At 65.2% G+C, this 13,063-nt stretch carries 14 protein-coding genes; 1 reads left to right on the top strand and 13 read right to left on the bottom strand.

Features of this window, described 5'->3' with window-relative positions; all coding sequences use genetic code 11:
- Positions 1 to 55 precede the first annotated feature (55 nt).
- The 7 genes from ACH488_RS10405 to ACH488_RS10375 all read right to left on the bottom strand — a co-directional run bounded on the left by ACH488_RS10405 (position 56) and on the right by ACH488_RS10375 (position 7,717).
- Positions 56 to 490, bottom strand: a complete 435-nt coding sequence (locus ACH488_RS10405; RefSeq protein ID WP_021472656.1) for a helix-turn-helix domain-containing protein — start codon at positions 488 to 490, stop codon at positions 56 to 58.
- A 137-nt stretch (positions 491 to 627) separates the two neighbouring features.
- Positions 628 to 1,140, bottom strand: coding sequence for a CinA family protein (locus tag ACH488_RS10400; protein WP_397324018.1), 513 nt, complete (start codon positions 1,138 to 1,140; stop codon positions 628 to 630).
- Entirely contained in the window at positions 1,137 to 1,739 is a 603-nt protein-coding gene (pgsA, locus tag ACH488_RS10395) for a CDP-diacylglycerol--glycerol-3-phosphate 3-phosphatidyltransferase (protein ID WP_397324017.1), read from the bottom strand. Before pgsA ends, ACH488_RS10400 begins: the two co-directional genes overlap by 4 nt.
- A 23-nt stretch (positions 1,740 to 1,762) precedes the next feature.
- Complete coding sequence (locus tag ACH488_RS10390) at positions 1,763 to 4,606, bottom strand: DNA translocase FtsK (protein ID WP_397324016.1); 2,844 nt, start codon at positions 4,604 to 4,606, stop codon at positions 1,763 to 1,765.
- Positions 4,607 to 4,680: 74 nt separating this feature from the next.
- On the bottom strand, positions 4,681 to 6,372 hold the full coding sequence (locus ACH488_RS10385) for a ribonuclease J (protein WP_397324015.1): 1,692 nt from the start codon (positions 6,370 to 6,372) through the stop codon (positions 4,681 to 4,683).
- Between the two features lie 27 nt (positions 6,373 to 6,399).
- Positions 6,400 to 7,311: a 4-hydroxy-tetrahydrodipicolinate synthase gene (dapA, locus tag ACH488_RS10380; RefSeq protein ID WP_397324014.1), complete on the bottom strand. Its 912-nt coding sequence runs from the start codon at positions 7,309 to 7,311 to the stop codon at positions 6,400 to 6,402.
- A gap of 58 nt (positions 7,312 to 7,369) precedes the next feature.
- Positions 7,370 to 7,717, bottom strand: coding sequence for a hypothetical protein (locus ACH488_RS10375; RefSeq protein ID WP_397324012.1), 348 nt, complete (start codon positions 7,715 to 7,717; stop codon positions 7,370 to 7,372).
- Positions 7,718 to 7,825: 108 nt separating this feature from the next.
- Between ACH488_RS10375 and ACH488_RS10370 the strand changes: the two genes are divergently transcribed.
- On the top strand, positions 7,826 to 9,061 hold the full coding sequence (locus ACH488_RS10370) for a heparan-alpha-glucosaminide N-acetyltransferase domain-containing protein (RefSeq protein WP_397324011.1): 1,236 nt from the start codon (positions 7,826 to 7,828) through the stop codon (positions 9,059 to 9,061).
- Here ACH488_RS10370 and ACH488_RS10365 read toward each other — a convergent pair.
- From ACH488_RS10365 to glp, 6 genes are read right to left on the bottom strand one after another with little or no spacing between them, the layout of a single operon-like run.
- Positions 9,037 to 9,525 (bottom strand): hypothetical protein, encoded by a 489-nt coding sequence (locus ACH488_RS10365; protein ID WP_397324010.1) that lies wholly within the window; start codon positions 9,523 to 9,525, stop codon positions 9,037 to 9,039. The genes ACH488_RS10370 and ACH488_RS10365 overlap by 25 nt on opposite strands.
- 4 nt (positions 9,526 to 9,529) lie before the next feature.
- Positions 9,530 to 10,288 carry a 4-hydroxy-tetrahydrodipicolinate reductase gene (gene dapB, locus ACH488_RS10360; RefSeq protein WP_397324009.1) on the bottom strand — a complete coding sequence of 253 codons (759 nt, stop codon included), beginning with the start codon at positions 10,286 to 10,288 and terminating at the stop codon, positions 9,530 to 9,532.
- Positions 10,289 to 10,329: 41 nt separating this feature from the next.
- Positions 10,330 to 10,785, bottom strand: a complete 456-nt coding sequence (locus tag ACH488_RS10355) for a molybdenum cofactor biosynthesis protein MoaE (protein WP_397324007.1) — start codon at positions 10,783 to 10,785, stop codon at positions 10,330 to 10,332.
- Positions 10,775 to 11,278 carry a MogA/MoaB family molybdenum cofactor biosynthesis protein gene (locus ACH488_RS10350; protein WP_397324005.1) on the bottom strand — a complete coding sequence of 168 codons (504 nt, stop codon included), beginning with the start codon at positions 11,276 to 11,278 and terminating at the stop codon, positions 10,775 to 10,777. The genes ACH488_RS10355 and ACH488_RS10350 overlap by 11 nt, the downstream gene beginning before the upstream one ends.
- Complete coding sequence (gene moaC, locus ACH488_RS10345) at positions 11,275 to 11,814, bottom strand: cyclic pyranopterin monophosphate synthase MoaC (RefSeq protein WP_397324004.1); 540 nt, start codon at positions 11,812 to 11,814, stop codon at positions 11,275 to 11,277. The genes ACH488_RS10350 and moaC overlap by 4 nt, the downstream gene beginning before the upstream one ends.
- A complete protein-coding gene (gene glp / locus ACH488_RS10340; protein WP_397324003.1) occupies positions 11,802 to 13,043 on the bottom strand; it encodes a gephyrin-like molybdotransferase Glp in 1,242 nt (413 codons plus the stop codon). Before glp ends, moaC begins: the two co-directional genes overlap by 13 nt.
- Positions 13,044 to 13,063 lie beyond the last annotated feature (20 nt).

The raw sequence follows: 13,063 nt of genomic DNA, 5'->3' as shown, positions 1-13,063 counted from the left end.
GAAAAGGTCCCCAGCCAAACGGCTGGAGACCTTTTCAATGATCTTGGTGGCTTGGTTACCGGGCTCCGGAGAGCATGCCCTGGCCGAAATCGTCGGTGAGATCGAGATCCCGCCCGTAACGCTGGGAGAACTCCTGCGGGACGGTGTCCGGAACAGCGACGCCCTCTGCAACTGCAACGCGGTCGCTGACTTCGCGGAGCATGCTGGACAACGGAACGTCCAATGCGGTGCAGATCGAGGACAGGAGCTCGGAAGAAGCCTCCTTTTGGCCACGTTCAACCTCACTCAGGTAGCCCAGCGAAACACGGGCGCTGTGTGAGACTTCACGAAGGGTTCGGCCTTGACGCTGGCGGACATCGCGCAGTACATCACCGATCTCGTGGCGTAGTACAACCATTTTGCGCTCCTTCTGTTCGCTCTGTGCCTGATCAGCCAAGCCCACATCCTTCCAGCGGACAACGCCGTTTACGGATACGGGCTGCTTTACCATCTGTATCGCCTTGCTCCCTCGTTCTTCCGGTCCGCTGGCTGGCGGACCGGGTTGGTTTCTACATCCTAGGCGCCCCGGCCATTCCGAAGCGACACAATGACACAACTATTGGCAATCAGTTTTTGTTCCCGGCTACTTTACGAACGGTAACCAAGCCCACGTACGGCGGCAAGCAGCCGGTCCAGGGCACCCGCGCACGCTTGTTCCCTGATATCTTGCCTGTCCCCCGAAAAGGAGTATTCAAACCATCGGCTGCCGGCTTCCGTGGCAACGCCAATGAAGACGGTGCCGACGGCCTTGCCGTCGTGCGGATCCGGCCCGGCCACCCCGGTGGTGGAAATTCCGACGTCGGCCGCACAAGCCCGGCGGGCTCCTTCCGCCATGGCCGCGGCAACATCGCCGTCCACCGAACCTACCGCCTCCAACAACTCCCGGGATACGCCGAGGACACCTGCCTTGACGGTGTTCTGGTAAGCAACCACACCGCCCTGGAGCATGCCTGACGCACCGGGTGTGTTTGCCAACGTGGCCGCTACCATGCCGGCCGTCAAGGACTCTGCCGTGGCCACCGTCAGGTGCCGTTCGATCGCTTCGGCGACTGCCGCCGTCGCGGTTTCAGCCGCGGTGCCCGCGGTGGGGGCCGTGCTCATGCGCGGCGTCCGGCGGCGCGGAGCTTCAGTGCCTGGACCACGTACTCAACGCCGGTCCACAACGTGATGGCCAAGGCGACCATCATCACCCAGAAGGCAACATCGACCAGCCACGGCGCAATGGTCTTGAGCGGAAGGGTGTAGAGGAAGATCGCCACTGTCTGGACCACCGTCTTCAGCTTCCCGCCGCGGGAGGCAGGCATCACGCCGTAACGGATTACAACGAAACGCAGCGCGGTAATCCCCCACTCACGCACCATGATCAGGATGGTCACCCACCAGGGCAACTCGCCCAGGACGGAGAGTAGAACCAGGGCCGAACCAATGAGCAGCTTGTCCGCAATGGGATCGGCGATCTTGCCGAAATTGGTGATGAGGCCGCGCGCCCGTGCGATGTCGCCGTCGAGCTTGTCCGTATAGATCGCGACGGCGAACGCGGCCACCGCCGCCCAGCGCCACCATCCGTGCTGACCGTCGTCGGCAAGCAGGAACCAGACAAAGAAAGGAACCAGGACAATGCGGAGCATCGTCAGGATGTTAGGCAGGTTCCAAAGATCGGAACTGCTCGACGTGGCGTTGTCGCCCTCGGCTGTAGTCACCCCTCTAGGCTACCGTCTGGAGATCAGCGGCCAGTGAGCGACCAGGCGTCTTCGCCGCCCTCATCGTCATCGGAACCATCGGCGCCGTCGTAATAGTCGATCGCCTGTGTCCGGTTGTCCAGGTCCGCCGCCACCAGGTCCTCGGCATAGCCACCCGCGGCGATGTTCGCGTTCGCGTTGTCGCTCAGGGCCGCCGTCTGGGCGTCCGGTGCGGCAGGTGCTTCCTGGCCCTTCATCGCAGCCAGGACGGCTGCGAGATCGTCCGGCTTGACCAGGACGTCGCGGGCCTTGGATCCCTCGGACGGACCCACAACGCCACGGGACTCCAGCAGGTCCATCAGCCGGCCCGCCTTGGCGAAGCCCACACGGAGCTTGCGTTGGAGCATCGAGGTGGAACCGAATTGCGTGGTGACCACCAGTTCGGTGGCCTGGAGCAGGACCTCGAGGTCGTCTCCGATGTCGTCGTCGATCTGCTTCTTGGGCGCATCGGCCGCGACGTCGTCCCGGTAGACCGCCTGCAGCTGCCCCTTGACGTGCTCCACCACTTTATGGATTTCCGATTCGGATACCCAGGCACCCTGCACGCGCATGGCCTTGGAAGCGCCCATCGGCAGGAACAGGGCATCACCTTGGCCGATGAGTTTTTCCGCACCTGGCTGGTCCAGCACAACGCGGGAGTCCGTGACGGAGGAGGTGGCAAAGGCCATGCGGGAGGGCACGTTGGCCTTGATGAGGCCTGTGACTACGTCCACGGATGGACGCTGGGTGGCCAGGACCAGGTGGATACCGGCGGCACGGGCCAGCTGCGTGATGCGGACAATCGAATCTTCCACATCGCGGGGAGCCACCATCATGAGGTCCGCGAGTTCGTCCACGATCACCAGGAGGTACGGGTAGGGCTTGATGACCCGCTTGGAATCCACCGGTGGTGTGACCTTGCCGGCGCGGACGGCCTTGTTGAAGTCGTCAATGTGCTTGTAGCCGTAGTTGGCGAGGTCGTCGTAGCGGGCGTCCATTTCCCGGACTACCCACTGCAGGGCCTCGGCGGCTTTCTTGGGGTTGGTAATGATGGGCGTAATAAGGTGCGGAACACCCTCGTACGCGGTCAGTTCAACGCGCTTGGGGTCCACCATCACCATCCGCACCTCGTCCGGCGTGGCGCGCATCAGGAGCGAGGTGATCATGGAGTTCACGAAACTCGACTTACCGGCACCGGTGGCACCGGCCACCAAGAGGTGGGGCATCTTGGCGAGGTTGGCCACCACGTAGCCGCCCTCCACGTCCTTGCCCACGCCCATGACCATCGGGTGGTCCGTACGGCGGGCGTTCTGGCTGCGCAGGACGTCGCCCAAGGAAACGGTCTCGCGGTCTGAGTTGGGAATCTCGATGCCGATGGCCGACTTCCCCGGGATGGGGCTCAGGATGCGTACATCGCTGGAGGCCACGGCGTAGGAGATGTTCTTGGACAGCGCCGTGACGCGTTCCACCTTGGTTCCCGGGGACAGTTCGATCTCGTACCGGGTGACGGTGGGCCCGCGGCTGAAGCCGGTCACCGAAGCGTCCACATTGAACTGCGTCAGGGTGTCGGTCAGGGCTGCGACGACGGCGTCATTGGCCTCCGTGCGCTCCTTCGGAATGGAACCCGGCGTCAGGAAATCCGAGGCAGGCAAGGTGTAGGTCACGTCCCCGGCCAGGGAAAGCTGTTCCGTGCGCTGCGGGATGGGCGCCTGCGGCAAAGGCGCGCCGGCAGGCTTGGCCGGTACCTGTGCCACGGGTGTGGTCATTTCCGGTGTCAGAACCGGGATGGCTTCGGTGGGATTATCCAGGCCAGGTGCCGCACCGAGTCCCTGGGCTGCCTTGATCTTCCCGACGGCGATCTCCGCCTGCGTCGGGCGGCGCACGCCCGGCGGTACGCGCGGTGCGGACGGCGCTGGATTCTCGTCGTCGTCCACTATTGCGTGTTCGAAAGCCTCGTCCCCGACGTAACCTTCAAGCTTGGACTCGGACTCCTCGTCCTTGCCGAAGAGCCGCGTGCGCTTCTTCTTGGGCTTCGCCGCCGGCTCCCCGCCATAGAGGTAGCTGCGGTCGTGCGCATCCTGGCCGGAACGGGCCTCTTCCAGGTCAACGCCCATGAGGTGCTCGTACCCGGTACGGATCCGCGAAGGAATGGCACCAAAAGGTGTTGCCGTGACGATCAGCAAGGAAATAAAGGCCAGCAAGCTGTAAATGAGGACCGGAACAGCCACGTGGATCGCCGCCAGCGGAGCCGCGGCGAGGAAACCAAGCATTCCCCCTGCCCGTCGCAGGCCGTCGAAGCCGTCGGCCACCGTGGGCTGGCCGCCGATGACGTGGGCCAGGGCCGAGCCGGCAAACGTCATGACCATGAAGCCGATGCCTACGCGGTTGTTGCCCCGGCCGTCCTGCGGCTTACGGAACAGCCGGAAGGCGCAGACAAAGAGCATGAAGGGCAGCAGCAATGACATCCACCCGAAGGTGCCGTTGACCACGCTGTACACGACGTCCGGAAGCCAGCCGGTCCAGCCCCACCACGCGAAGGTGGCAATTGCTATACCCAGGACGAGGTTGAAGAGCGCGGCGCCATCACGGCGGTCCTCGGGATCGAGATCGCTGACGTCCGAACCGATGCGGCGGACGCCAGCGCCCACCACGTGGCCGATGCCCTGCCAGGCACCGGAGAGCATCCGGACCGGCAGCGGCGCATGGGGCTCGACGGCGGCCTGCTTTCCCCGCGCGGAACCGCCGCGGCCGCTCCGGGCTGCGGTGCTTTTGCTTGCAGCTCCGCCTCGGCCGGTGCCGGATTTATTGCTGGAGCTGCCTCGTGGCGTGGAGGAAGTACGGGTCGCCATGTTTGCCACGCTACCCGAAGAGGGCCTGAAATCCGCGGATTTCAGGCCCTCTTCGGGTGCATGTTGCCGGAAGGTCAGGCCTCCAGGACCACCGGGATGATCATGGGGCGGCGACGCAGCTTCCGGTTGACCCAAGTGCCGATGACCCTGCGCACCACTTGCTGCAACTGATGGTTGGTGTGGTCGGCGTGGCTCAGCACGGCTTCTTCGAGGGCGGCATTGATCTTGGGAATGATCTCGTCGAACACGGAATCGTCCTCCGCCACGCCGCGGGCATGGATCTCCGGGCCGGAAACGATCTTGCCCGTGGTGCGGTTGATGACCGTGATGACGGAAATGAAGCCCTCGTCGCCCAGGATGCGGCGGTCCTTGAGGTCCGCGTCCGTGATCTCCCCGACACTGGAGCCGTCCACGTAGACGAAGCCCACTTCCACCTGGCCCACGATGTCCGCTTTGTGGTCCTTGAGGTCAATGACCGTGCCGTTGTCACTGAGGATGATGCCCTCGGTGGGAACGCCGGATTCTTCGGCGATCCTGCCGTTGGCGATCAGGTGCCTGGTTTCGCCGTGCACGGGCATGGCGTTAAGCGGTTCAAGGATGTTGTAGCAGTAGAGCAGTTCTCCGGCGGCAGCGTGGCCGGACACGTGGACCTTCGCAGTTCCCTTGTGGATCACGGCTGCGCCGAGCTTCAGGAGTCCGTTGATGATGCGGAACACGGCATTTTCGTTGCCCGGAATCAAGCTGGAAGCAAGGATGACGGTATCGCCTTGCCCCACCACCACGCGGTGGTCTCCGTTGGCCATGCGGGACAACGCGGCCATCGGCTCACCCTGCGAACCGGTGGACATCAGGACCACGCGGTTGTCCGGGAGGTCGTCGATGTTCTTGATGTCCACCAGGATGCCCGGCGGTACGTCCAGGTATCCGAGCTTGGCGGCAATCGCCATGTTCCTGACCATGGAGCGGCCCACGAAAGCGACATTGCGGCCATGCTTGGCCGCGGCATCCAGGACTTGCTGGACACGGTGCACGTGCGAGGAGAAGGAAGCCACAATGATGCGCTTCTTGGCCTGGGCAAAGAGGTTGTCCAGCGTGGGACCGATTTCCTTCTCCGCCGTGGTGAAACCGGGAACATCGGCATTGGTGGAGTCGGCCATGAAAAGGTCCACGCCTTCTTCACCCAGCCGGGCAAAGTGCCGAAGGTCGGTGATCCGGCCATCGAGCGGCAGCTGGTCCATCTTGAAGTCGCCGGTGTGGAGGACCGTCCCGCCTTCGGTACGGAGGAACACGGCCAGGGCGTCGGGGATGGAGTGGTTGACGGCCACGAACTCGCACTCGAAGGGGCCGAACTGCTCAACCTGGCCTTCGGTCACGGTCAGCGTGTACGGCTTGATCCGGTGTTCCTGCAGCTTGGCTTCCACCAGGGCAAGGGTGAGCTGGGAACCGATCAGCGGGATATCTGCCTTGAGGCGCAGCAGGTACGGCACAGCACCGATGTGGTCCTCGTGGCCGTGCGTGAGCACCACGCCCACGACGTCATCCAATCTGTCCTCGATGTACGAGAAATCAGGCAGGATCAGGTCCACTCCGGGCTGCGTCTCTTCCGGAAAGAGCACGCCGCAGTCGACAACCAGCAATTTGCCGTTGATCTCGAAGACCGCCATATTGCGGCCAATCTCCCCCAGCCCACCGAGCGGAACAATCCGCAACGTGCCCTGCGGCAGCTTCGGCGGAGTAACCAGTCCAGGAAGGGCGGTTTGGGTCATATTCAGCTACTTTCCGGCGGAACCGTCCTAGACGTTGAAGTCCATTCCGGCTTCCGCCAAGTCCCCGCGGATGGTGTCGATCTCGGCCTGGTCCGGCTCCACGAGAGGCAAACGGACAACCGAGTTGGGCAGGACTCCCTGCCACTTGAGAATCTGCTTGGCGGCTACTGCGCCTTGGACCCGGGTCATGGTTGCGCGAACCACGGGCTCCAATTCAAAGTTGATGGCCCTTGCCGTGGCGAGGTCGTTCGCGTTGACCGCGTCGATCAGTTCGCGGAAGCGGCGCGTCGCCACGTGCGTGGTCACGCCCACCAGGCCTGCGGCACCGAGCGCCATCCACTGCAGCGTCAGTCCGTCGTCTCCGGAGTAGAACACGAGGTCGGTCTCGGCCATCACGCGGGTGGCGGCGGCGAAGTCGGCCTTGGCGTCCTTGACGGCCACGATGTTCTGGTGCTTGGCCAGGGCAATCATGGTCTCGGGAGCAATCTGGATGGAGGAGCGGCCGGGAATGTCGTACAGCATCACCGGGAGGTCGGTGGCGGACGCAATGGTCTCGAAGTGCGCGCGCACACCGGACTGGCTCGGCTTGTTGTAGTAGGGGGTGACGATCAGGAGGCCGTCGACGCCCACCTCAGCGGCACGCTGGGAGAGGTGGACGGAGTGTGCGGTGTCGTTGGTGCCGGTACCGGCTATGATCGCGGCCTTGCCGCCGACCGCTTCCTTGACGGCACGGAACATGCCGATGTTCTCATCATCGGTAAGGGTGGATGTCTCACCGGTGGTGCCAGTGACCACGAGGCCGTCGCACCCATCTGCCACGAGCTTTTCTGCCAGCGCCGCGGCTTGGTCGTAGTCGACCTTGCCGTCCTCGGTGAACGGGGTGACCATGGCGGTCAGCAGGGTACCAAGAGCGGGAATGTGGGCGCGGGAGTCAGACATAGGAAAAACGTTACCCTGTCCCGCACGGGTTACGGGAATACGGTCCGCGTGATGGTCGTCATGAGGTGGAGGCCGGGCGGACGGTCCGCCGCCCCGGCTCCTCGGCACAGTAGTGCGCAACAGCCCGCTCCTTGAGCTGTTCGGCCCACGCCACGAGCCGCTGCGATGCCCGCACATACTCAAAGAGTTCGAGCGGGGTGAGGGCTTCGAGGTCCGTTTCAGCCAGGCGCCGGGCCAACTCCGCGCCGGGCGCCTGCTCCCCCAGCACTACTCCCTCGCGACGCCACTGGACATCCTCGGGCGGCTCGCCGGCAACGAGTTGCCTGAACAGGAAGTCCACCACGCCGGGGCTGATCGCCTTCATGGGACCAGCCAGGCCATCCGAGGATCTTGGAGCGTTCTTCATGCAGCAATATTATTCGAACATATCTTCGAAAAACAAGGGCAGCCGTCCGCCCAAACCATCCCACCGCCGGCACAGCGCCTTCACAGCAGCCCATGAGACGATCACTTCATGACCAGGCGAGAGACGGCCCCATCCCGGGAATCTCCCCGCGGAAGCACGCTCTCCACACGCCTCACCGGGATCGATGCGGCACGGGGCGCGGCACTCCTGGGCATGATGGCTACCCACCTGGTACCAACATTCGGGCCGGCGCCGGATTGGGCACCCACATGGGTGGGCTTGACGTTTTCCGGGCGCTCCTCGGCTTTGTTCGCCGTCCTCGCAGGCATTGGCCTGGCGCTCTCCACAGGCAAACAGGAACCCCGGGAGGGTGCCGCAGTTTGGGCTGCGCGGCGCGGCGTCGCCTTGCGGGCCTTGGTGATCGCCGTCGTCGGGCTGATGCTCGGCGGCCTCGAAGTCAACATCGCCATCATCCTGGTCCACTATGCCGTGTTGTTCCTCTGCGTCCTGCCGTTCCTGGGCCTTCGGCTGAAGGCGCTGTGCGCTTGGGCTGCCGGCTGGGTACTGGCCGCGCCAGTCCTGGCGTATCTGGTCCGTCCGCTGCTCCTGGAGGCCAACCCGCCCCTGCAGTTGGGCCACAACCCCGGCACCGATGACCTCGAAACGCCCGGCAAGCTCCTCGCGGATCTTTTCTTCACCGGCTATTACCCGGTGTTCCAGTGGATGGCGTACCTGCTGATCGGGCTGGCCATCGGCCGGCTGGCACTCACAACCGTTCGCACCCAGTGGCTGCTGGTTGGCGTGGGCACGGCAACTGGCCTGGCAGCAAAGCTCGCGGGAACAGCAGCCATGGAATCATGGGGCGGCCGCGCTGCGTTGGAGGCGCTCCCCCAAACCCGCGGCTATCCCTTGGAGAGCATGCTCCAGGTCAACCTCACCGGGCTCCAGCAAACCGGCTCCTGGTGGTGGCTTGCCACAGCGTCGCCGCATGCGGGAACCACATTGGACCTGCTGCACACCAGCGGCGTTGCCGCAGCCGTCACCGGCGTGTTCCTCCTCCTCGGCAAGCTGGCCGAGCGTATCAAGGTCAACTTCCTTGTGGTCCTCAGCGGCCCCGGAGCCATGACCCTGACCCTGTACACAGCCCATGTGTGGGTTGTGTCGGGTTTTACCGGCAACCCGCTGCCGGCAGGCTGGACGGACGAAGGCATGTACTGGCCACAGGCTTTGGCCGCAGTGTCCATCGGCGCTTGTTTTGCCTTGCTGCGGCGTCGCGGCCCCCTTGAATGGCTCGCCCACCAGGCCTCGCGGCTGGGCAGCTACCGCCCCGCAGCGGTGGGCTGAGAGCGGAACAGCTTAACGGCGTCGCGCATGGAGGCACGGGCGCGTTTCCGGTCCCCCGAGGCGTCGTACGCGCAGCTGAGCCGGAACCATGAGCGCCAATCTTCGGGTGCCGCCTCGGCTTCGGCCTTGTACTTTTCGAATTCGGCGTCGGCGGCGGCGCGGACGATCCGCCCGCCGGGTGTCCGCGGCAGGTTGTCTACCGGAAGGCCGCCTTCGGATTCAAGGACTTTGGCCATTTGCTCAGTCCGGGCACCAAACAGCAGTTCCCGGATCAGAGCCCAGGCACCGATAACGGGCAACACCAGGTATGCGGCGCCTATCCCCTTGGCAACGAGGTTGGGGTCGCCCAGCAACAGCAGGGACCGCTGCAGCGAAACCACCAGGTACAGCACCAGGAGCAGCGTGATCGCGCCGACCCAGATCTTGGTGCGGTTCTTCTTCAACGCCTGCCACAAACTGCCCACGGTGCTAGAGCCCCAGATCCAGGTAGCCGTCCAGTCCCACGGTGAGGCCGGGGTGGGCGGCGACTTTCCGCAGCCCAAGCAGCACGCCGGGCATGAACGACGCGCGATCAAACGAGTCATGGCGAAGCGTCAGTTGTTCACCCGGACCGCCGAAAAGCACCTCCTGGTGCGCCACCAGGCCGCGAAGACGGACGCTGTGCACACGGACGCCTTCCACGTCGCAGCCCCGCGCACCATCCAGCTCGGATTCCGTGGCGTCAGGGCTGGCCGGGACGCCTGCCTCCTGGCGTGCTTCGGCAATCAGCTGCGCGGTGCGCACGGCGGTACCGGAAGGTGCATCCACCTTGTTCGGGTGGTGCAGTTCGATGATTTCGACGGATTCGAAGTACTGCGACGCCTTGGCGGCAAAGGCCGATGCCAGGACGGATCCCAAGGCAAAGTTGGGAGCGATCAGGACACCGGTACCGGGCTTCTGTTCCAGCAGTTCGCCCAGCGATTCCAGACGCTGGGCGTCCCAGCCGGTGGTACCCACAACGGCGTGGATGCCGTGCTCAACGGCGAAGCGGACGTTGGTCTCGGTGGTGTCAGGAACCGTCAGGTCAACCACGTACTGCGCACCTGCCTCGAGCAGCGTCTCGAGGGAATCACTGCGGCCGAGGGCAGCCACCAACTTCATATCCTCGGCGGCCTCGACTGCCTTCACGGCCTCGATTCCCATGCGCCCGTGGGCGCCCAGCACTGCTACGGCAAGTTGTTCGGTCATGCCCTTAAGCCTACCGTCGGGGCGGGCAGGCCCAGGAACGGTTACTCCCCGGCGCCCACCCATTCGACGGTGCCGTCGCTGAAGAATTGTTCCTTCCAGATGGGAACCTGCGCTTTGATCCGGTCCACGAGTTCGGAGCAGACCGCGAAAGCCTGCCCACGGTGGGCGGCGGCAACAGCGCACACGAGTGCGGGATCGCCCACTTCCAACGTGCCAATCCGGTGGGCTGCCCAAATGCGCACCGGCTGCGAGGCTTCCCCGGAATGTTCGGCCACCAGCTGTTCCACCACCTCGGTCATGGTGCGGTGCGCTGTGGGATGGGCGCTGTAGGCCAGCCGGTCCACGGCCTTGCCGGCGTCGTGGTTGCGCACCACGCCGCTGAAGCTCACCACCGCCCCGGAGGTCTCCGATTCGACGGCGGCGATCGCCTGGTCAACGGAGATCGGCTCGGCACTGAGCACGGCGCTGACTACTTCGAAGTCTGTTTCAGTGGGCATGGCTTCCTTCCAATTGTTCGCAAAGGTGTCCGATCAGCGGATCGAGCACGGCCAGGCCGTCCATGACGCCTTTCGGAGAGCCCGGCAGGTTGATGATGAACGTCTGCCCGGCGGCCCCGGCGTGGCCGCGGCTGAGCATGGCCATGGGCGTCTTGGCGGCACCCGCCCTGCGGATGCCCTCCATGATTCCCGGAATCTCCCGGTCAAGGAGCGGCAGGGTCATTTCCGGCGTCCGGTCGTCCGGGCTGAGGCCCGTACCGCCGCTGGTGATCACGACGGCGGGTTGCTGGGTCAGCAGGGCACGCAGGGCTGCGCCAACCGGCTCTCCGTCAGGGACAACCATGGTGGGGAACGTCTCGAAACCGTGCTCGGCCAGCCAGTCCAGGATGACGGGCCCGGTCTCGTCGCGGTAGATGCCTGCCGCTGCCCGCGTGGAGGCTATGACGACGCCGGCCTTCCGCGGTCCGTGGGCGTTGGGCTCGCACGCGCTCATTCGGCGGCACCTTCCTGCTCGGCTGCGGCGCCCTGTTCGGTGATGTTCCAGTCGCCGCTCTTGCCGCCGCTCTTGGCCAGGACATGGATGTCCGTCAGGACGGCGTGCTTGTCCACGGCCTTGATCATGTCGTAGACGCTCAGGGCCGCCACGGACGCGGCTGTCAACGCTTCCATTTCGACGCCGGTCACCCCACGGGTCTTCACGGTCGCCATGACGGTCACTGACGCGGGGTCCAGCTCAAAGTCGATGGTGACCTTGGAAATCGGCAGGGGATGGCAGAGCGGGATCAGTTCCGGAGTCTTTTTCGCCGCCATGATTCCGGCCACGCGGGCAACGGCCAGCGCATCACCCTTGGGAAGGCCGCCAGAGCCCAGCAGGTCAAGCACCTCCGGGGTGCTGCGGACGGTCGCCGTGGCTGTGGCTTCGCGGGTGGTTACTGCTTTGTGGGAGACGTCCACCATCTGGGCCGTCCCGTCCTGCCGGAGGTGCGTCAGCTCGCCCGGCTCGTTGGAAAGGTGGTTCACAGTACCCATACTTCCACTTCGGCGCCTTCGGGCAGTTCCGTGACGTTCGCCGGGATCTGGACCAGGGCGTTGGAGCGGGCCAAGGCATGGACCAGGTGCGAGCCCGCGCCGCCCTCCATGTGGAGCACGCCGTCGGAAAGCCTGCCGCGCCGCACCTGGTGCTTGCCGTCCGGCGACGTGAGGGCTGCCGCGAGGCGGGCGTGTTGGACCGGTCGCGGCGCCGGGGTTCCCAGGACCTGGGACAGTGCCGGGCGCAGGAACATTTCAAACGAGACGAGGCAGCTGACGGGGTTGCCCGGGAAGCCCAGGAACGGAACGCCCTGGAAGCGGCCAATGCCTTGCGGGCCACCGGGTTGCATGGCTACCGGTACGAAGTCGACGTCTTCAGCAGCCAGGGCTTGGCGGACTACCTCATAGGCTCCCTTGCTGACGCCACCTGTGGTGACAATCAGGTCCACCTGCCCGGCGTGCCCGCGAAGAACCGCGAGAAGCGACTCGGGATGGTCGTCCGAGATCCCCGTCCGAACCACCTCGAGGCCGGCCTGCCGCATGGAGGCTTCCAGCAGCGTGCCGTTGGAATCGAAGATTTTTCCCGCAGTGAGGGACTGCCCCGGTTCAACCACTTCGTCGCCCGTGGTCACCAGGAGGACGCGGAAGGGCCGGCGAACGTCCACCGTGGCCAGTCCGAACGCCGCGAGCAATCCCAGTTGCGCCGGGCCCAGCTGCGTGCCGGCCGCCAGGGCGAGCTGGCCCTCGGTAATGTCGCTGCCCACGTTCCGGATGAACGTACCGGGGGCCGTGGCCGGAAGCCGGACCTCGGCGTTGTCGGCACCCGGCGCAGGGAAGGTGTCCGGGACCGCCTTCTCGATGGGCACCACAGCATCGGCACCCTCCGGGATCATGGCTCCGGTCATGATGGGCACCGCAAAGCCGGGCAGCATCGCTTCGGGGGCCGCGCCGGCCGGGATCGGAGCTGCCACTTTCAGCACCGCACCGCCATCGGAAAGATCAGAGGTCCGGACGGCGAAACCATCCATCTGGGAGTTGTCGAAGGGCGGCAGGGAGCGCGGGGCGTGGAGGTCGACGGCGAGCGCCCGGCCGAGCGCCGCCAGCAAAGGGACGGTTTCGCTGCCGTGGTCCTGGACGGCAGCCTTGCCGGCGGGCCGGGTCCGGTCCACCAGCCGGGCAGTGAGCAGTTCCACCACCGCGGCGCGGTGGTCGGCAACAGATCTGGGCACGGAGGTCCTCCTGTGGTTGC

Origin of the sequence: Paenarthrobacter sp. NPDC018779 (genome assembly GCF_044391085.1) — a bacterium.
Classification (GTDB): Bacteria; Actinomycetota; Actinomycetes; order Actinomycetales; family Micrococcaceae; genus Arthrobacter.
The sequence above is the reverse complement of the archived record's forward strand: the minus strand, read 5'-3'. Positions and strand labels throughout refer to the sequence as shown.